We start from the raw sequence: 17,982 nt of genomic DNA, 5'->3' as shown, positions 1-17,982 counted from the left end.
ACTTAACATGCGCATGACCACCACATCGGGGGGAAGTCATGACGTTCGACGCGGAGTGGGCCGAGTGCAAGGCCGCGGCGCAGGCCGGGGAGCAGCCCGTTCCCCCGCGCCTCCATCAGCCGGCGCCCGCGGGGGAACTGGTGGCCGGGGCACCGTCCATCAACGGCAACGCGAACCTGCTGATCGAGATCGCCGCGCTCCTGCACGAGGGCCGGCCCGACGGTGACGCGAGCACGATGGCCCGCGCGCCCCGCGCGCACCCCGATGTCGCGGCGCAGGCCCTGCGCTTCGCGCGGTTCGCCGACGACCAGTTCAAGGACACGGTGGCCCTGTTCGCCGGCCTGGCCACCCGCCTGAAGACCACCGGCACCGGCTTCGCCCGCGTCGACGACGACACCGCCGCCGCGTTCCTCCGCATGGTCGTCGACACCGGCGTGTACGTGAAGCCGGAGGACAAGGACCGTTGAGCGGCGGCCTGAGCCACCACGCGGACGTCCGCTTCCTCGCCGAGTGCAACCCCGCGCTCGTCGAGCGCAACGCCGACGAGTTCCGCCGGCTGCGCGAGCTCCTCGTACAGGTCGAGGAACCCGCCCTGCGGGCGGAGCGGCACACCCAGTGGCACAGCGAGGGGAGCGAGACGTACCGCGCGCGCCTCACCGCCGCCCGGGAGCTGGTGACGCACATGGCCGAGGCATTCGACAAGGCGGCGAGCGCCCTGCACGCCTACGCCCTGGCCCTCACCACCGCCAAGTCCCACTACGGCAACGGCACGCGGTCGGAGCGGGCTCTCGCCTCGCTCATCGCCACCAAGGGCGCCGCGATCACCAAGGTCGCGCAGGAGGCGGAACCGATGTGCCAGTGGGAGGACATGCGCGCGACGACCGGCGTCTTCGACTTCCTGGCCGAGGTCACCCTGGACGTGGACGACATCCGCGACGAGGCGAACCGGCTCCACGACGACGCGGGCGGCAGCTTCCACCTGGCCCGGACGGTGGAACGAGAGGCGCGCGAGGCCTGCGTCCACGCGCTGAAGCAGGCGTACGAGCTGATGCCCGAGCTGCGGATCCGCGGCGGCGAACGGCCCGACCTGTACGCCGCCATGGCGGACCTGCGCCGGGAGGGCGAGGAGGCGCGCAACAGCCCGCTGACGCACCTGCCGGGCAGCGGACCGAAGCGGGAGGTGCACGGGACGGTCGGGGACGTCTACATGTCGCCCGAGCTCAAGGACATCCGCACGCGCATCTCCGGGCTGCCGCAGGGCGAGGACATGTACTGGAACCCGCCGGAGAGCGACGCGGAGAAGGCCCGGTGGATCGCCCGCAACAAGGAGGTCCTGCGGGCCGCCGCCGAGCACGCGGGACTGCCCGTGGAGCTGGTCGCGGGCATCGCCTGGAACGAGATATCCGGGCAGCCCGGCTACGCCGACGACGTCACGGACCACCTGCGCCACGCGGCCGCCTTCCCGCTGAGCCCGATCACGCCCGAGAACCTCCCCCACCGGCTCGGCGGCGTGCCCGACCAGACGTCCTTCGGGCCGATCGCCATCCAGCTGCGGCGCGGTGCCGAGGTCCTCGGCTACGACCCCGCGCACCTCACGGACGCCCAGCGCGCCCTGGTGGAGGAGTCCCTCCAGGACCACCGGCAGAACGCGTTCATCGCCGCCGGCCACCTGGCCCAGATCAAGGCGGAGACCGCGTACGCGGACGTACCGGCCGACCAGTTGACCGAGGCCCAGATGCGCGAGATCGCGGCCCGCTACAACGGCGGCCCGTACTGGGAGTCGCAGAAGGCCCAGAACTACGGCGATGATTTCACCGACGGACTCGGCCAGGTGAAGGAAGCGATGCGATGACGCACCCGGGCGCGGGCGTCGACCTGCCCGAGGACCACGGCCCGCTCAAGTGGGTCGTCGGGGTCCCGCTCGCCCTCGTCAACCTGCTCGACGCCTTCTTCGTCTACACGGCGGTGCGCTACGGGCCGGCCGCCGAGTGGGACGACCAGGGGTACGCGGGGACGACGGCGGTGTGTCTCCTCGCCCTCGGCCTCAGCCTGACCGGGTTCCTCCTCACCCTCGTCCCGCCGGTCCGCCGGATGCTGGGCCCGTGGTGGTTCGCCCCGCCGGTCGTCCTCGGGGCGATCGCCTGGATCCGGATGGTGACGCTGTCATGAGGCTCCCCCGCGAGAACATCGACCTGCCCGAGGACCGGGGCTGTCTGCAGTGGGTGCTCGGCGTCCCGCTCGTACTGCTCTACGCCCCGGCCGCGTTCGCGTGCTACGTCGCCCTGGCCCTGCGGCCCGAATCGCCGTACGACCCGACCCGCGACGACGCCCGGTTCATGGGCGACTGCTCCGTCGTGCTCTGTCTGCTCGGGCTGCTGCTCACCATCACCCCCGTGTTCCGGCGGGCGATGGGCCGGTGGTGGTTCGCCGTGCCGTTCCTGCTCGCGACGGTCGCGTACTTCCGCGCCCGGACCGTCTGACGACCCGGTTCCGGAACCGGGCCCCGGGTCCGGAACCAGGGTCCGGAACCAGGGTCCGGACCCGGGGTCCGGACACGCCGCAGCCCCCGCCCGGACGGGGGCGGGGGCTGCGGCGAGAGCGGTGATCAGGCCGCGACGGCGACCGGGGCCGGGGCGGAGGAGGGCTCCTCGTCCAGCGGGGAGGCCGAGGCGGAGGCGTAGGCCTCCTTGTCCAGGATCCCCTCGCGGGCCGAGACGATGACCGGGACCAGGGCCTGGCCGGCCACGTTCGTGGCGGTGCGGATCATGTCCAGGATCGGGTCGATCGCCATCAGCAGGCCGACGCCCGCGAGCGGCAGGCCCAGCGTGGAGAGGGTCAGCGTCAGCATGACCGTCGCGCCCGTCAGACCGGCCGTGGCGGCCGAGCCGATGACCGAGACGAAGACGATGAGCAGGTACTCCTTGATGCCCAGCTGCACGTCGAAGATCTGCGCGATGAAGATCGCGGCGAGCGCCGGGTAGATCGCGGCGCAGCCGTCCATCTTGGTGGTGGCGCCGAACGGGACGACGAAGGAGGCGTACTCCTTCGGGACGCCGAGGCGTTCGGTGACCTTCTGGGTGACCGGCATGGTGCCGACCGAGGAGCGGGAGACGAAGGCCAGCTGGATCGCGGGCCAGGCGCCCTTGAAGAACTGGATGGGGTTGACCTTGGCGACCGTGGCGAGCAGCAGCGGGTAGACGCCGAACATCACGAGGGCGCAGCCGATGTAGATGTCGGCGGTGAAGGTCGCGTACTTGCCGATCAGGTCCCAGCCGTAGGTGGCGATCGCGGTGCCGATCAGGCCGATGGTGCCGATCGGGGCGAGGCGGATGACCCACCACAGAGCCTTCTGGAGCAGTTCCAGGGCGGACTCGGCGAGATCCAGGACGGGCTTCGCCTTGCTGCCCAGCTGGAGGGCGGCGATACCGGCGACGACGGCCAGGAAGACGATCTGAAGGACCTTCAGGTCGGTGAACGGCGTGACGATGTCCGTGGGCACGATCCCGGTCAGGAAGTCGATCCAGGAGCCGGTCTTCTTCGGCTCCTTGCCGTCGGCCGCGGTGAGGCCGGTGCCCGAACCCGGGTCGGTCAGCAGGCCGATCGCGAGGCCGATGCCGACCGCGATCAGCGAGGTGATCATGAACCAGAGCAGCGTGCGGGTGGCGAGCCGCGCGGCGTTGTTCACCTTCCGCAGGTTGGTGATCGACACCAGGATCGCGAAGAAGACGAGCGGGGCGATGGCCAGCTTCAGCAGCTGGACGAAGATGTCGCCGGTCTTCTCCAGGGTGGTGGCGAGCCAGCTGATGTCCTGGCTGCGGGCTATCCAGCCGAAGAGGACACCGAGGGCGAGACCGGCGACGATCTGGGCCCAGAAGGGGAACTTGAACGAGGCCTTGGCAGGGGCCTGGGGGGTCGCGGACACGGACACTCTCCGGAGGTGGCGCACAAAGACAGGGGGGAAGTGCTGCGGTGGTGATGCGGTGCGGCAGCAGCCGGAAGGAGCCGGCCGGGACCGCTGCTGTATCGATTCAGCTCAACAGCAACAGGCCGCGGACGCGCGGCGGCAGAGGTCGACGTGCAGGCGCATCACGAGCGGGACGCTCGTGGTCATCGGGTGCGCGGCTGTGGTCAACATGTTCAACACGCTAACACTTCTCCTTTGGGAATCTCAAAGGGGCCCTTTGAGACAACGGCGCACGAGGCCCTCTTGCGCCGACCCGGAAAACACCACCGCCCCAGCGTTACGGGCGGTATACCCGATGCTGGGGCGGTTCGGTGTGTGATGAAGCCAACTGTGCCGTTACGAGCGCACGCGCGCCGCGTCGTCGACCTCGTCCTCCTGGCTGCGGTTCGCGGCGAGCTTCTCCTTCGCACCCGTTACGCGCCCGGAGATCTGCTGGGACATCTCGTCGCGCTGCTTGCGCAGGAGGACGAAGGAGAGCGGCGCGGAGAGGACGAGGGCGAGCAGCACGATCCAGGCGGCGTTGGCGTCGCCGAGGCCGGCGGGCACCCAGCCGAGCCGGACGAGGCCCGCGACGACGACGAGGCATCCGACGAAGATGCCCAGGCGCATCGCGGTGTATCGGATCGTTGCGCTCGGCTTGAGGGACACGGTGACCCCTTCTCTCTCGTCGTGGTCGTACGTCGGCTGGTGCCCGTCCAGTGAAGCACGCCGGGCCCGCGCCGCGGCCCTCCGGGGTACGGGGCGGGCGACACCGCGCCCGTCAGTACAGCGGGAGCAGCATCGTGATGTCGTCGCGGTCGTCGCCCGGGGCCACCCGGACGGCGCCGGGGACGCGACCGACCTCCTTGTAGCCGCAGGCCTCGTAGAAGTGCTCCAGGCCGTGGCCGCCGCGGCAGGTGAGGCGGATGGCGTCGACGCCCCCGAGGGAGCGGGCCGCGGCCTCCGTCGCGGCCATCAGCTCGCGCCCGTAGCCCTTGCCCTGGTGGCGCGGATGGACCATGACCGTGTACGCCCAGAGCCAGTGGAGCTGCAGCCGGTGGGCGTTGCGGGTGAGGAAGGCGGTCGCGGCGACCGAGCCGTCCTCGTCGTGCCCGACGAGCAGGCGGCAGCTCCCGTCGGCGACGCCGACGAGGTGCTTGTCGAGTGCGGGGCGGATGTCGTCGAAGGTGACCGGCGGTACGAAGCCCACGGCGCCGCCCGCGTTCGAGACGTCGGCCCACAGCCCGAGGATTCCATCACGCAGGGAAGGGTCGACGACCGGGTCCAGGGTGAAAGTAAGGGTCATTTTGCAAGTTTACCCATTACCTCATCGGCCCGTCCAGAAAAAGTTAAACCCCGGCCCATGGGCCGGGGTTAACTCGCCGGGAGGGGGTCGAACCAGGCCGACGGGGCGTCAGACGCGCATGGCCTGCGGGGTCTCGCGCAGCCCCGCGTCCGGGCCGGGGTACTCACGGATGATCTCGTACCGCGTGTTGCGCTCGACCGGGCGGAAGCCCGCTTCCCGGATCAGCTCCAGCAGGTCGTCGCGGCCCAGCTTGTTCGGGGTGCCGTAGTTGTCCGCGTCGTGCGTGATCTTGTACTCGACGACCGAGCCGTCCATGTCGTCCGCGCCGTGCTGGAGCGCGAGCTGGGCGGTCTGCACGCCGTGCATCACCCAGAAGACCTTGACGTGCGGCACGTTGTCGAAGAGCAGGCGCGAGACGGCGAAGGTCTTCAGCGCCTCGGCGCCGGTCGCCATCGTCGTGCGCGCCTGGAGCTTGTTGCGCACCTTGCCGTCCTGCATGTCCACGAAGTCGTGCTGGTAGCGCAGCGGGATGAAGACCTGGAAACCGCCGGTCTCGTCCTGGAGCTCGCGCAGCCGCAGCACGTGGTCCACGCGGTGGCGCGGCTCCTCGATGTGCCCGTACAGCATCGTCGAGGGGGTCTTGAGACCCTTCGAGTGCGCGAGGCGGTGGATGCGCGACCAGTCCTCCCAGTGGGTGCGGTGGTCGACGATGTGCTGGCGCACCTCCCAGTCGAAGATCTCCGCGCCGCCGCCGGTGAGCGACTCCAGGCCGGCCTCGATCAGCTCGTCCAGGATGTCGGAGGCCGACATGCCGGAGATCGTCTCGAAGTGGTGGATCTCGGTCGCCGTGAACGCCTTCAGCGAGACGTTCGGCAGCGCCTTCTTCAGCTCCGAGAGCGAGCGCGGGTAGTAGCGCCACGGCAGGTTCGGGTGCAGGCCGTTGACGATGTGCAGCTCGGTGAGGTTGTCGTTCTCCATGGCCTTGGCCAGGCGCACGGCCTCCTCGATGCGCATCGTGTACGCGTCCTTCTCGCCCGGCTTGCGCTGGAACGAGCAGTACGCGCACGAGGCGGTGCACACGTTCGTCATGTTGAGGTGCCGGTTGACGTTGAAGTGGACGACGTCACCGTTCTTGCGCGTGCGCACCTCGTGGGCGAGGCCACCGAGCCAGGCCAGGTCGTCCGACTCGTAGAGGGCGATGCCGTCCTCACGGGTCAGCCGCTCGCCGGAGCGGACCTTCTCCTCCAGCTCACGCTTGAGCCCAGCGTCCATGTACCGGTCGCCTCCTCTAGATGCCTCTGCCAGTCCTGCGAACCCTGCCCCACCGTACTCTCAGGCTTCCTCGGGCAGCTCCCCGACCCGGTTCTCCCACTTCGTGGAGAGCACGATGGTGGTGCGGGTGCGCGAGACGCCCTTGGTGCCGGAGAGCCTGCGGATGATCTTCTCCAGGCCGTCCACGTCGTTGGCGCGCACCTTGAGCATGAAGGAGTCGTCGCCCGCGATGAACCAGCAGTCCTCGATCTCGTTGAGGTCGCGCAGCCGCCGGGCCACGTCCTCGTGGTCGGCGGCATCGGACATGGAGAGTCCGATCAGCGCCGTGACGCCGAGGCCGAGCGAACGCGAGTCCACGGTCGCGCGGTAGCCGGTGATGACGCCGGCCGTCTCCAGACGGTTGATGCGGTCGGTGACGCTGGGGCCGGAGAGGCCCACGAGACGGCCCAGCTCCGCGTACGAGGCACGACCGTTCTCCCGGAGTGCCTGGATGAGCTGCCTGTCCACCGTGTCCATTACGTGGAGCCTTCCATTATTCGGCGATCCTGCAAGTTTAGGTATAGAATCTAAGGCACACAGGGTCAACACCCTGTGAAATCTTTCAACAGATCGATGACGATCTTCAGGAGTGGTTCACCGTGTTCACGATCGAGATGGCCCACGCACACATGCGACAGCTCCAGGAGCTGGCCAACCGATCCCGTGCCCACCAGCCCGCCGCCGCCTACCGCGTCGACAAGGCCCGCAAGCCGCTGTCCGGCAAGAAGGCCTAGTCACCACCGTTCGCCTCCCGGGGAGTACGGGACCCTCCCAGCTCCCCCTCCCAACGGCGGTACAGCCGGTGCGGCACCCCTGCCGCGTCCAGCACCCGCCCCGCGACGAAGTCCACCAGATCCTGGATGTGCGTCGCACCCGCGTAGAACGCCGGAGAGGCGGGCAGCACGACAGCGCCCGCCTCGTCCAGCGCCACCAGGGCCTTGAGCGTCTGCCCGTTCAGCGGGGTCTCCCGCACCGCGACCACCAGCCGGCGACGCTCCTTGAGCGTCACGCTCGCCACGCGCTGGAGCAGGTCCTTCGACAGCCCGAGCGCCACCCCCGCCACGCAGGCCGTGGACGCGGGGACGATCAGCATCCCCTTGGCCGGGTACGAGCCCGAACTCGGGCCCGCGGCCAGGTCTCCGGCGCCCCAGTACCGGACGTCGTCCAGTTCGGGCCGCGCGAAGGTCCCGGGCTTCCCGTCGGCTCCCCGCTGCAGCCACGCCCCCAGATCGTCCCGCCAGTGCGCGTCGCGGAAGGCGATCCCGGTCTCGTCCAACAGGGTGAGCCGCGAAGCCCGGCTGACCACCAGGTCGACGCTCTCCCCCGCCGCCAGCAGTCCGCGGAGCACCGCCGCCGCGTACGGCGTCCCGGACGCCCCGGAAACCCCGACCACCCACGGGGTGCGCTTGCGCTCAGTCATACCTCCGAGACTATCCGGCCACCCCGGGCGGGCACTCGGTAAGGTGCCCGGACGTTCCGCACTTGGGGCGCTACGAGGGGGTACGGAGACGATGAGCACGACGAACACGACGGTCCGTCAGGCCGAGTGGCGGCAGAGCGACCGGGCGAAGGCGGCCGGAAAGCTCATGCTGGGCTGGGTCGCACTCCTGTGGGCCCTGGAGGCCGTGGACTACGCCACCGGACACGCGCTGGACGCGTACGGGATCGTGGCCCGCGACCCGGACAGCCTGACGGGCGTCGTCACGGGGTCCTTCCTCCACCTCGGCTTCGACCACGTCGCCTCCAACAGCGTTCCGCTGCTGGTCCTCGGTTTCATAGCGGCCTTGTCCGGGATCCGGCACTTCCTCGCGGTGTGCGGGCTGATCATGCTGGCCGACGGCATCGGCACCTGGCTGATCTCCCCGCCGAACACCATGACCCTGGGCGCCTCGGGCGTCGTCTTCGGCCTCTTCGGCTACCTGCTGGTCCGCGGCTTCGTGGAACGCAAGGTGCTGGGCGTCGCCGTCGCCGTGGGCATCGCGGCCGTCTGGGGCGGCACGATCGTGACGGGCATCCTCCCGACGGACGCGGGCGTCAGCTGGCAGGGCCACCTCTGCGGCCTGGTCGGTGGAGTGCTGACCGCCCTGTTCTACCGCCGCCCGACCCGCCCCGCCCTCACGGGCTGACGACAGAGGGGTCCACGGGCAGCTCGGAGGTGTCGACCGTCAGCCGGCCCGGTCCGAGCTGCTCAGAAGGTCAGGCCCCGGACCACGAGGTCCAGCGAGGCGCACACGAACAGGGCCATGCCGATGAACCCGTTGACGGTGAAGAAGGCGCGGTTCAGGCGGGACAGGTCGTGCGGGGTCACGATGGTGTGCTCGTAGAAGAAGGCCACGACGACGATCGCCAGGCCCGCCCAGAACAGCGCGCCCGCGTCGGTGGCGAGGGCGTACCAGACCAGCAGGGCCGTGGTCACGACGTGCGCGCCGCGGGCGCCCCACAGGGCGGCCGGGACGCCGAAGCGGGCCGGGACGGACTTGACGCCGTCCGCGCGGTCCGAGGCCACGTCCTGGGAGGCGAAGATCAGGTCGAAGCCGCCGATCCACACGCCCACCGCCAGGCCCAGGATCACCGCGTCCCAGGACCACTCTCCGGTGACGGCCAGCCAGGCCCCGATCGGCCCTATGGCCTGGGCCAGGCCCAGGATGGCGTGCGGGAAGTTCGTGAACCGCTTGCCGTACGGGTACACCACCATCGGGATCACCGCGACGGGCGCCAGCATCAGGCAGAGCGGGTTCAGCAGCGCCGCCGAGCCGAGGAAGACCAGGAGCGCGATCCCGGCGCCGGTCCAGGCCGAACGGACCGACACCGCGCCGGTGACCAGTTCGCGGCCGGCCGTGCGCGGGTTGCGGGCGTCGATCTCGCGGTCGATGATCCGGTTGGCCGCCATGGCGAAGGTCCGCAGCCCCACCATGCAGACGGTGACGAGCAGCAACTCGCCCCAGTGCACGTGCCGGTCGAGCTGGAACATGGCGGTGAGCGCCGCTATGTAGGCGAAGGGCAGCGCGAAGACCGAGTGCTCGATCATCACGAGCCGCAGGAACGCCCTGACCTTGTTGCCCGCCTCCGGCGCGGGTCCCGGTCCGAGGACACCCTCGGCGGTGGTCATCATGCGAGTTCCCTCCGGAACTGTTCGAGTTCGGCCCTCGGCCCGTCGAGCACCTCGTCGACGAGGGTCCGCAGTCTCGGGGTCACGCGAGGCTCCTGCGGAAGTCCTCAAGGTCGGTCAGCAGGGTCGCGCGGGGGATCGTGCCCGTCTCCAGGGAGACCGTGGGCGCGCCCTCGGGCTCGGGCGGGGTGGCGTGCACCGTGAACACGTAGCCCTCGCCCTCCGGACGGGCGTCGAGTCGGAGCACGGCGCCGGCTTCGACGGTGAACGGCCCGCCGGCGCCCAGCGCGGCCTGCAGCCGCTCCGCGAAGTCGTCGACCTCGGAGTCGCGCACGCCGGGCAGCTCGAAGCCGCCGTCGGATTCGAAGTCGTCGTCCAGCACCAGGGTCCACATGTTGCCCGGGCCGGCGAATTCCTCGGGCGAGATGCCCGCCTGCTTGGCGGCCGCGCGGACACCCGGGTCCGCCGGGTCGAGCTCGGGGCGCACGAGGAGGAGGAACGTCGTGTCCTCGCCGATGAACAGCGCCGGTCCGCCGAAGTCGGAACTCACAGGCCGTACTCCTTCCAGCGGCGGTCCACGAGGGCGGCGGTCGCCGGGTCGGACTCGACCATGTCGGGCCAGCCGCCGTCGCGGGTGTAGCCCTCCTCGGGCAGCTTCTTCGTCGCGTCGATGCCCGCCTTGCCGCCCCAGAACTGCTGGTACGAGGCGTGGTCCAGGTGGTCCACCGGGCCTTCCACGACCGTGAGGTCACGGGAGTAGTCCGTGTTGCCGAGGGCCCGCCAGGACACCTCGTGCAGGTCGTGGACGTCGCAGTCGGCGTCCACCACGATGATCAGCTTGGTCAGCGACATCATGTGCGCGCCCCAGATGGCGTGCATGACCTTCTGCGCGTGCTTGGGGTACTTCTTGTCGATCGAGACGATCGCGCAGTTGTGGAAGCCGCCCGACTCGGGCAGGTGGTAGTCCACGATGTCCGGCACGATGATCTTGAGGAGCGGGAGGAAGAAACGCTCCGTCGCGCGGCCCAGCGGCCCGTCCTCCGTCGGCGGCCGGCCGACCACGATCGACTGGAGCAGCGGCCGCTTGCGCATCGTCACGCAGTCGATCCTCAGCGCCGGGAAGGGCTCCTGCGGGGTGTAGAAGCCGGTGTGGTCGCCGAAGGGACCCTCCGGAAGCATCTCGCCGGGCTCCAGCCAGCCCTCGATCACGACCTCCGCGTTGGCCGGGACCTGGAGCGGGACGGTCTTGCAGTCGACCATCTCGATCCGCTTGCCGGCGACGAAACCGGCGAAGAGGTACTCGTCGATGTCGCCCGGCAGCGGCGCGGTGGACGCGTACGTCACCGCGGGCGGGCAGCCGAAGGCGATCGCGACGGGGAGCCGCTCGCCGCGCTTGGCGGCGACCGCGTAGTGGTTGCGGCTGTCCTTGTGGATCTGCCAGTGCATGCCGATGGTGCGCTTGTCGTGGCGCTGGAGGCGGTAGAGGCCCAGGTTGCGCACGCCCGTCTCCGGGTGCTTGGTGTGCGTCAGGCCGAGGTTGAAGAAGGACCCGCCGTCCTTGGGCCAGGTGAAGAGCGCCGGCAGCTGGTCCAGGTCCACGTCGTCGCCGGTGAGGACGACCTCCTGGACGGGCGCGGCGTCGCCCTTCACCTTCTTCGGGGGCACGTGCACCATCGAGCCGAGCTTGCCGAAGGCCTCGCGGACGCCGATGAAGCCCTGCGGCAGCTCCGGCTTGAGCAGGCCGCCGATCTTCTCGCTGATCTCGCCGTACGACTTGAGGCCGAGGGCCTTCAGGAGGCGGCGGTCGGTCCCGAAGACGTTCATGGCCAGCGGCATAGCCGAGCCCTTGACGTTCTCGAAGAGGAGCGCCGGGCCGCCGGCCTTGTTCACTCTGTCGACGATCTCCCCGACCTCCAGGTAGGGGTCGACTTCGGCCTTGATGCGCTTGAGGTCGCCCTCCCGCTCCAGAGCCCGGAGCAGCGAGCGGAGATCGTCGTAAGCCATAGGGGCAAGTATCCGTCACCAACTACTCTGGAGGTGTCACCGGGGCCCGAGCGGGCCTGCCGTCACTGCCGGGGAGTCGGTTCCACACCGTGCTGCGCTATCTGCCGTTCCTGCTGATCCTCGCGCTGACCATCTACGCCTTCATCGACTGCCTGAACACGCCCGAGGACGAGGTCAAGCACCTCCCCAAGGTGGTCTGGGTGATCATCATCCTGCTCTTCTCGATCGTCGGGCCGGTGGTGTGGCTGTTCGCGGGCAAGAAGCGCTCGGCCGTCGGAGGCGGCGGCCGCGGAGCCCGGAGGCGGACCCAGTGGGTCGCGCCGGACGACAATCCGGAGTTCCTGAAGTCCCTGCGCGACGAGCAGGAGAACAAGGACAAGAAGGACAAGGGCCGGGACCAGGACTAGGTGCGTTGTCCGGACAGTGGCCCCGTCGTCCGGGTCACCGCGCCCAGGGCAGGACGCGGGTGCCTTCGGTGCCCGGGACGGTGGCCACGCCGTCGGCGCGCATGGCCACGTACGCCTCGAAGTGCTCGCAGGCGTGGATCCGGCGCGGTACGTCGGGCGGCAGGACCAGGGTCTGGCCGGCGGCGACCTTCTCCGTGCGGCCGTCGCAGGTGACCTCCAGGGAGCCGACGGTGAGCAGCCAGACCTGCTCGCGGTTGACGGAGTGCTCGGGTCCGGTGATGCCGGCGGCCATGTCGACGTGCCAGGTGCTGAGCTCGGAGCTGCCGCGGCTGGGGGCGGCGCGGCCGGTCATGGTGGCGTTGGGGGTCGTTGTGACGTGCTCGGGCGAAACGGTGATGACGTGCAAGGCGGTCCTCGGCTTCTCGGGCGCGACTGAGTCAAGCTGCTTTACTCGACATGGTGAGTAAAGCAGCTTGACTCGGTCGTGTCACCATATTTGCGTGACGAGAGAAGAGAACGAGGGCGTCGAGCTGACCTTCCTGCTCGGCCTGGGCTTCCAGCTGATGCTGGGAGAGTTCACCCGGCGGGTGGCCGAGGCCGGATACCCGGACCTGCGCCCCCTGCACGGCATGGCCTTCCAGGCCCTGAAGGGTCCCGGCGCCACCGCCACCGAGCTCGCCGAACGGCTCGGGGTGACCAAGCAGGCCGCCGGACAGATCGTCGACGACCTGGAGAAGCGCGGCTACGTCCGGCGCGAGCCGCATCCCGGGGGCGGCCGCCGCAAGCTGGTCGTGCTGACGGCGGCGGCCCACACCCACCTCGCCGTCGCGGGCCGGATCCTGCACGGGCTGGAGGCCGAGCTGGCCGGGAGCGCCGACCTCACGGTCCTGCGCCGGGAGCTGGGGCACCTCGTGCGCGCACTCCACGGGGACGACGGGCTGCCGCCCCTGCGCCCGGTGTGGTGAGCTCGGCCCGGGCCCCGGCGTCTCAGGCCCTGGCGTCTCAGGCCCTGGCGGCTCGGGCACGGTCGGCCTGCGGGCGGTTGGCTACGCCCTGGTGAAGGAGGCGTAGGCCTCGCGCAGCTGGGACCAGCGGGCGTCCGTCCAGGCCGCCCAGTTCGCCGGCCGCCCGGACAGGGCTGATTCCAGCAGCTCGAAGTGCTCGTGCCAGCCGGCCAGGCAGTCGAGGCGCTCGTCCTCCGGCCCGCCCCGCTCGTTCACGAACCGGATCACCGTCGAATCGGTGCCGACCGCCTCCAGGTGGAAGCGGATCCGCCCGTGCTCGGTGACCGTGTACTCCACGACCCGCTCCACGTCCCAGGCGGTGACCCGCCCGGTCGCCACGGTCCCGGTGTTCAGCCAGCGCAGCGTGACCGCCCCGCCGAGCCTGCGCTCCAGGACGTCCGCCGCGGCCAGCCAGCCGCGCAGCCCCTCCGGTGTGGTCAGGGCGGGCCAGAGCGCCGCGTAGGAGTACGGCAGGTGCAGCTCGAAGCGGAGCAGCCAGCGGTCTTCGCCGCGGCGCTCGCTGGTGGCGTGGCTCACGAGAGACATGCCACCAGCGTCCCACTCCAACCGGTCAGACGCCCGAGTAGGAGTGCAGGCCGTTGAGGAACATGTTCACGCCGTAGTAGTTCCAGATCCAGCAGGCGAAGGCGAAGAGTGCCAGGTAAGCGGCCTTGCGGCCCTTCCAGCCGGCGGTGGCGCGGGCGTGCAGGTAGCAGGCGTACGCCACCCAGGTCACGAAGGACCAGACCTCCTTGGGGTCCCAGTTCCAGTAGCGGCCCCAGGCGTCGCCCGCCCAGATCGCGCCCGCGATGATCGTGAAGGTCCACAGCGGGAAGACGGCCGCGTTGATCCGGTACGAGAACTTGTCGAGCGAGGCCGCGGAGGGCAGCCGCTCCATGACCGACGCGTAGAACTTCCCCGCGGTCCGGCCGTTCGCGATCCGGCCCTCGTAGGCGTCGCGGAAGAGGTAGAGGACCGCGCCGGCCGCGCCGATGTAGAAGACGGCGCCGCAGAAGATCGCGGTGGAGACGTGGATCCACAGCCAGTACGAGTGCAGGGCCGGGACCAGCTGGTCGCTGTCGGTGTAGAGGATCTTGACGGCGATGCCGAGGTCCAGCAGCACGCTGGTGACCAGGATCAGGCCGAGCCAGCGGACGTTCTTCTTCAGCGCGAGCAGCGCCAGGTACGTGCCGACGGCCACCGTGGAGAAGGTGATCGAGAACTCGTACATGTTGCCCCACGGGGCCCGCTGCACCGACATCGCGCGGGCGAGGACGCCGCCCGCCTCGATGAGGAAGGCGAGCGCGGTCAGCGAGATCGCGATCCGCCCGTAGAGGTCGCCCTGGACGGTGCCGCCGCCGGCGCCGGGGCCGTCCGGCACGTCGCGGGTGCCCGCGGCCGAACGGGTGACGACCTTCGGTTGGTCGAGGACGGCGGTGCTGCCGCCCTTGCCCCGGACCTGCACGGCGGGCGCGGCGGCGGCCCGCTCTTGCGCGGACCCGGTCAGCGCGGCGGCCGTACGGGCCACCTTGCTGCGGCTGCCGAAGGTCCACTCGGCGATGTGCGCGAAGAAGGCGAGCGTGTAGACCGCCATCGACGAATAGATCAGGTAGTTGCTGATCTGAGCCAGGTTCTCATTGGCTGCGGCTGCGAGCGGCGTCATCCGCGCTCTCCTTCAGGGGTTTCTTCGACACGTGGTTCGGCAAGTGCGGCGGGCGCGGTCGGCGCCTGCTGGTGCAGCGCGGCGGCGAGGGCCGCCAGCTCCTGCGGGAGCCGGGTGGACTCGCTGCGGCCCAGGCCCGCCATCTCGACGACGGTCACGCCGTCCGGGCCGGCCACCGCGCGGACCCAGATCCGGCGGCGCTGGATGAACAGGGACCCGGCCAGGCCCGCGATCGCGGCGATCGCGCCGGCGAGGGCGAGGCCGCTGCCGGGCTGGTGGGTGACGGAGAAGGTGGCCCAGCGCTCGATGCCCTCGAACTTCACGGTGCCCGCGCCGTTCGGCAGGGTCATCGTGTCGCCGACCTTGAGCTTCTGCTTGAACGGCTCGCCGGACTCGTCCTTGAAGGACTGCATCTTGTCCGTCTTGAGCACGTACACGTTCTGCGGCAGGCCCGAGTCCACGCCGAGGCTGCCGTGCCAGGCGTTGAGCATGAGCCGCGGCTGGAGCAGGGCCGGGAACTGCGAGAACATCGTGCCCATGCCCTCGCCGGCGTAGCTCGGCACGAAGACGGCGTTGAAGCCGAGCTGCTCCGCCTTGCCGTCCTTGTCCTTGTAGCCGTCGGTGACCTTGACGGCTCCGGTGGAGGTGAGGTTGGAGTCCTGCGGGAGCATCGGCACGGCGTCCTTGTAGATCACCTTGCCGGTGGGGTCGGTCACCGAGAGGATCGGCGCGTAGCCGTGGCCCAGCAGGTAGACCTTGGAGCCGTCGACCTGGAGCGGCTTGTTGACCTGGATCTCGCGCTTCTCCGGCTTGCCGTCGGCGCCCTCGCTGAAGGTGACGTACGCCTTGAAGTCGCGCGGGGTGCCCTTCTGCGGGCCGCTCATCTCGTACGTCGCGTCGAACCGGTCCAGCGTGAAGCTGAACGGCGGCAGGTCGTCGGGGTGGAAGAGGGTGCCGGCCTTGAAGTCGTCGTACTGGGTGAGGGTGTTCGAGAAGCCGGTGCCGCGCAGGACCAGCTTGCCGCCCTCGGACTTGAAGTACTGGCCCCAGGCGAAGGCCACCAGCATCACGATCAGCGCGACGTGGAAGATCAGGTTGCCGGCCTCGCGGAGGTAGCCCTTCTCCGCCGCGACGTGCCCCTTGCCGGCCTCGGTGCGGAAGCGGCGCCCGCGGAGCACCGCCGTGGCGTACGAGAGGACCTCGTCCGGGGTCTTGCCGGTGCGCCAGGTGGTGTGGGCGGGGAGCCGGTCGAGCCGCTTGGGGGCGGCCGGCGGCCGGCCGCGGAGCTGGCCGACGAACTGCCAGGAGCGCGGCAGGATGCAGCCGACCAGCGAGATGAACAGCAGCAGGTAGATCGCGGAGAACCACACCGAGCTGTAGACGTCGAAGAGCTGGAGGTTGTCGGCGACGGTCACCCAGGAGGCGTGGGTCCGCTTCCAGTCGGCGACCTTCATCTCGTCGACGTTGCTCTGCGGGATGAGGGAGCCGGGGATGGCGCCCAGGGAGAGCAGGAAGAGCAGGATCAGCGCCACCCGCATGGAGGTGAGCTGCCGCCAGAACCAGCGGGCCCAGCCGATCACCCCGATGCCGACGGCCGGCCCGCTCGGGCCGTCGTCCAGCGGGGCGGTGGAGAGCTGGGCTCCGGCCACGGCCTCCGCGGCGTCCGCGGCGGCGTCCGCGGCGGCGGAGTCGATGGCGGGGTCGGTGGCGGAGGTGGCGTCCGCCGCGGCGGACTCGGGCGACGCCCCGGTGGGTGCCTTGTCAGTCGTACTCATGTCCGTGTAGTCCTCAGATCCCCACCGTGAAGGTTTGGGTCCAGCTCTGCATGTCGCTGACGATGCTGGCCCACATTCCTGTGACGAGCAGCAGACCGGTCAGGATCAGCATGCCTCCGCCGATGCGCATCACCCACGCATAGTGCTTCTTCACCCAGCCGAACGCCCCGAGCGCCTTGCGGAAGGCGATCGCGGTGAGGATGAACGGCAGGCCGAGCCCGAGGCAGTAGGCGACGGTCAGCAGCGCGCCCCGGCCGGCGCTCGCCTGGTCGAGGGAGAGCGTGGTGACGGCCGCGAGGGTCGGGCCCATGCAGGGGGTCCAGCCGACGCCGAAGAGCACGCCGAGCAGCGGGGCGCCGATCAGGCCTGCCGTCGGCTTCTTGTGGAAGCGGAACTCCCGCATCGTCAGACCCGGGATCGCGCCCATGAAGAACAGGCCGAGAACGATCACCAGGCCGCCCAGGACCCGGGAGATGATCTCGTTGTTCTCCCGGAGGGTCTCCCCGAAGTAGCCGAAGAGCGCGCCCGTGGAGACGAAGACGACGGTGAAGCCCGCGATGAACAGGGCCGCGCCCGCCAGCATCCGGCCGCGCCGCGCCTCGGCGAGGTCGGCGCCGCTGACGCCGGTCACGTAGGAGAGGTAGCCGGGGACCAGCGGCAGGACGCAGGGCGAGAAGAAGGAGACCAGCCCGGCGAGGACCGAGATGGGCAGCGCCAGCAGCAGCGCCCCGTTCAGGACGGTGGTGTTCACCCCGGTCGCCTCGGCGGCCAGCACGTACTCGACCACGAGGTCACTGCTCCGCGAGGATCGGGTCGATCATCGAGCGCAGTCTCTCCTCGCCCAGCGGGGCCAGGGTGCGGGCGGCGATCTTGCCCTCCCGGTCGAGGATGATCGTGGAGGGGATCGCGTTCGGGTTGAGCGTGCCCTTGGGGAAGCGGAGCATCAGCTTCCCGGCGGGGTCGTAGAGGCTCGGGTAGGTGATCCCGAAGGTCTCCTCGAAGGAGACCGCGTTCTGCGGGCTGCTGTCGCGGGTGTTGATGCCGACGAAGGCGACGTCCTTGCCGGCGTCGGCCAGCTCCTTGGAGACCTTCGCGAAGTCGGGGGCCTCGGCGCGGCACGGCGGGCACCAGGAGCCCCAGATGTTGAGGACGACGACCTTGCCCTTGAGGGTGGTGGTGTCGAGGGTCTTGCCGTCGACGGTCTCGCCGTCGAGCTGGGGGGCGTCGTCGCGCTCCCCCTTGGCGGCGGTGGTGATCCCGGTCGCGCCCGTGACGTAGTTGCCACCGGTGGAGGCCGTCTTGCCGCCGCCAGAGCCGCTGCAGGACGTCAGGGTCATGACGCCCGCTACGGCCACCGCGGTCAGCAGGGTGGCGCGGCCGCCGGTCGAGCGGCGGCGACTTCGACGGGCACGGGCGCGGCTAAGGCTCATGTGAAAAGTTTCGCATGAGCAATTCGCGGA

Annotated in this window: 22 protein-coding genes and 1 pseudogene; 8 read left to right on the top strand and 15 right to left on the bottom strand. The window is 70.2% G+C overall.

Going from position 1 to position 17,982, the window contains the following annotated elements:
* Window positions 1-38: 38 nt before the first annotated feature.
* Genes IF88_RS0111955 through IF88_RS0111940 form a run of 4 tightly spaced genes read left to right on the top strand, consistent with a single transcriptional unit; the run spans window position 39 to window position 2,480 of the window.
* Complete coding sequence (locus IF88_RS0111955; RefSeq protein ID WP_234323497.1) at window positions 39-467, top strand: hypothetical protein; 429 nt, start codon at window positions 39-41, stop codon at window positions 465-467.
* Window positions 464-1,852, top strand: a complete 1,389-nt coding sequence (locus tag IF88_RS0111950) for a hypothetical protein (protein WP_030710118.1) — start codon at window positions 464-466, stop codon at window positions 1,850-1,852. Before IF88_RS0111955 ends, IF88_RS0111950 begins: the two co-directional genes overlap by 4 nt.
* The gene (locus IF88_RS0111945; RefSeq protein ID WP_051836758.1) at window positions 1,849-2,169 is read left to right on the top strand and encodes a hypothetical protein; all 321 of its coding nucleotides are present in this window, start codon (window positions 1,849-1,851) and stop codon (window positions 2,167-2,169) included. Before IF88_RS0111950 ends, IF88_RS0111945 begins: the two co-directional genes overlap by 4 nt.
* Window positions 2,166-2,480, top strand: coding sequence for a hypothetical protein (locus tag IF88_RS0111940; RefSeq protein WP_051836756.1), 315 nt, complete (start codon window positions 2,166-2,168; stop codon window positions 2,478-2,480). The genes IF88_RS0111945 and IF88_RS0111940 overlap by 4 nt, the downstream gene beginning before the upstream one ends.
* A 125-nt stretch (window positions 2,481-2,605) precedes the next feature.
* Here the strand turns inward: IF88_RS0111940 and IF88_RS0111935 are convergent, their stop codons facing one another.
* The 5 genes from IF88_RS0111935 to IF88_RS0111910 form a co-directional block, all read right to left on the bottom strand.
* Window positions 2,606-3,928 carry a dicarboxylate/amino acid:cation symporter gene (locus tag IF88_RS0111935; protein WP_030710112.1) on the bottom strand — a complete coding sequence of 441 codons (1,323 nt, stop codon included), beginning with the start codon at window positions 3,926-3,928 and terminating at the stop codon, window positions 2,606-2,608.
* Window positions 3,929-4,300: 372 nt separating this feature from the next.
* The gene (locus IF88_RS0111925; protein WP_051836751.1) at window positions 4,301-4,573 is read right to left on the bottom strand and encodes a DUF4229 domain-containing protein; all 273 of its coding nucleotides are present in this window, start codon (window positions 4,571-4,573) and stop codon (window positions 4,301-4,303) included.
* 151 nt (window positions 4,574-4,724) lie between these two features.
* The gene (locus tag IF88_RS0111920; RefSeq protein WP_030710108.1) at window positions 4,725-5,249 is read right to left on the bottom strand and encodes a GNAT family N-acetyltransferase; all 525 of its coding nucleotides are present in this window, start codon (window positions 5,247-5,249) and stop codon (window positions 4,725-4,727) included.
* Between the two features lie 108 nt (window positions 5,250-5,357).
* The gene (gene mqnE, locus IF88_RS0111915; protein WP_030710107.1) at window positions 5,358-6,521 is read right to left on the bottom strand and encodes an aminofutalosine synthase MqnE; all 1,164 of its coding nucleotides are present in this window, start codon (window positions 6,519-6,521) and stop codon (window positions 5,358-5,360) included.
* 60 nt (window positions 6,522-6,581) lie between these two features.
* On the bottom strand, window positions 6,582-7,037 hold the full coding sequence (locus tag IF88_RS0111910) for an Lrp/AsnC family transcriptional regulator (RefSeq protein WP_030710106.1): 456 nt from the start codon (window positions 7,035-7,037) through the stop codon (window positions 6,582-6,584).
* Window positions 7,038-7,159: 122 nt separating this feature from the next.
* Between IF88_RS0111910 and IF88_RS49025 the strand changes: the two genes are divergently transcribed.
* Window positions 7,160-7,294: a hypothetical protein gene (locus IF88_RS49025; protein ID WP_267884487.1), complete on the top strand. Its 135-nt coding sequence runs from the start codon at window positions 7,160-7,162 to the stop codon at window positions 7,292-7,294.
* On the opposite strand, the gene IF88_RS0111900 is transcribed toward IF88_RS49025, so the two are convergent.
* Window positions 7,291-7,980: a UbiX family flavin prenyltransferase gene (locus IF88_RS0111900; RefSeq protein ID WP_030710105.1), complete on the bottom strand. Its 690-nt coding sequence runs from the start codon at window positions 7,978-7,980 to the stop codon at window positions 7,291-7,293. The two genes, IF88_RS49025 and IF88_RS0111900, sit on opposite strands and share 4 nt — an antisense overlap.
* A 91-nt stretch (window positions 7,981-8,071) precedes the next feature.
* Between IF88_RS0111900 and IF88_RS0111895 the strand changes: the two genes are divergently transcribed.
* Window positions 8,072-8,686 (top strand): rhomboid family intramembrane serine protease, encoded by a 615-nt coding sequence (locus tag IF88_RS0111895; RefSeq protein ID WP_030710104.1) that lies wholly within the window; start codon window positions 8,072-8,074, stop codon window positions 8,684-8,686.
* Between the two features lie 62 nt (window positions 8,687-8,748).
* On the opposite strand, the gene mqnP is transcribed toward IF88_RS0111895, so the two are convergent.
* The 3 genes from mqnP to IF88_RS0111875 all read right to left on the bottom strand — a co-directional run bounded on the left by mqnP (window position 8,749) and on the right by IF88_RS0111875 (window position 11,673).
* Window positions 8,749-9,672: a menaquinone biosynthesis prenyltransferase MqnP gene (gene mqnP / locus IF88_RS0111890; RefSeq protein WP_030710103.1), complete on the bottom strand. Its 924-nt coding sequence runs from the start codon at window positions 9,670-9,672 to the stop codon at window positions 8,749-8,751.
* A 79-nt stretch (window positions 9,673-9,751) separates the two neighbouring features.
* Complete coding sequence (locus tag IF88_RS0111880) at window positions 9,752-10,219, bottom strand: hypothetical protein (RefSeq protein ID WP_234323496.1); 468 nt, start codon at window positions 10,217-10,219, stop codon at window positions 9,752-9,754.
* Complete coding sequence (locus IF88_RS0111875; protein WP_030710099.1) at window positions 10,216-11,673, bottom strand: menaquinone biosynthesis decarboxylase; 1,458 nt, start codon at window positions 11,671-11,673, stop codon at window positions 10,216-10,218. The genes IF88_RS0111880 and IF88_RS0111875 overlap by 4 nt, the downstream gene beginning before the upstream one ends.
* Before the next feature lie 89 nt (window positions 11,674-11,762).
* On the opposite strand from IF88_RS0111875, the pseudogene IF88_RS0111870 reads away from it, so the two are divergent.
* Window positions 11,763-12,077: pseudogene (locus IF88_RS0111870) on the top strand (PLD nuclease N-terminal domain-containing protein); the annotation flags it as partial.
* A 37-nt stretch (window positions 12,078-12,114) separates the two neighbouring features.
* Here IF88_RS0111870 and IF88_RS0111865 read toward each other — a convergent pair.
* Window positions 12,115-12,486, bottom strand: a complete 372-nt coding sequence (locus tag IF88_RS0111865; protein WP_030710097.1) for a cupin — start codon at window positions 12,484-12,486, stop codon at window positions 12,115-12,117.
* A gap of 157 nt (window positions 12,487-12,643) precedes the next feature.
* Between IF88_RS0111865 and IF88_RS0111860 the strand changes: the two genes are divergently transcribed.
* Window positions 12,644-13,045 (top strand): MarR family transcriptional regulator, encoded by a 402-nt coding sequence (locus IF88_RS0111860; RefSeq protein ID WP_107050532.1) that lies wholly within the window; start codon window positions 12,644-12,646, stop codon window positions 13,043-13,045.
* Window positions 13,046-13,126: 81 nt separating this feature from the next.
* On the opposite strand, the gene IF88_RS0111855 is transcribed toward IF88_RS0111860, so the two are convergent.
* From IF88_RS0111855 to IF88_RS0111835, 5 genes are read right to left on the bottom strand one after another with little or no spacing between them, the layout of a single operon-like run.
* Window positions 13,127-13,630: an SRPBCC domain-containing protein gene (locus IF88_RS0111855; RefSeq protein ID WP_030710095.1), complete on the bottom strand. Its 504-nt coding sequence runs from the start codon at window positions 13,628-13,630 to the stop codon at window positions 13,127-13,129.
* A gap of 25 nt (window positions 13,631-13,655) precedes the next feature.
* Window positions 13,656-14,747: a c-type cytochrome biogenesis protein CcsB gene (ccsB, locus tag IF88_RS0111850; RefSeq protein WP_030710094.1), complete on the bottom strand. Its 1,092-nt coding sequence runs from the start codon at window positions 14,745-14,747 to the stop codon at window positions 13,656-13,658.
* Window positions 14,744-16,522 carry a cytochrome c biogenesis protein ResB gene (resB, locus tag IF88_RS0111845; RefSeq protein WP_030710091.1) on the bottom strand — a complete coding sequence of 593 codons (1,779 nt, stop codon included), beginning with the start codon at window positions 16,520-16,522 and terminating at the stop codon, window positions 14,744-14,746. Before resB ends, ccsB begins: the two co-directional genes overlap by 4 nt.
* Before the next feature lie 13 nt (window positions 16,523-16,535).
* The gene (locus tag IF88_RS0111840) at window positions 16,536-17,309 is read right to left on the bottom strand and encodes a cytochrome c biogenesis CcdA family protein (RefSeq protein WP_030710089.1); all 774 of its coding nucleotides are present in this window, start codon (window positions 17,307-17,309) and stop codon (window positions 16,536-16,538) included.
* Window positions 17,310-17,313: 4 nt separating this feature from the next.
* A complete protein-coding gene (locus tag IF88_RS0111835; protein ID WP_030710087.1) occupies window positions 17,314-17,952 on the bottom strand; it encodes a TlpA family protein disulfide reductase in 639 nt (212 codons plus the stop codon).
* Window positions 17,953-17,982 lie beyond the last annotated feature (30 nt).

Origin of the sequence: Streptomyces sp. NRRL F-2580 (assembly GCF_000720115.1) — a bacterium.
Lineage (GTDB): Bacteria > Actinomycetota > Actinomycetes > Streptomycetales > Streptomycetaceae > Streptomyces.
Note: the sequence above shows the minus strand (reverse complement) of the source record. Positions and strands in the feature narration are given on the sequence as shown.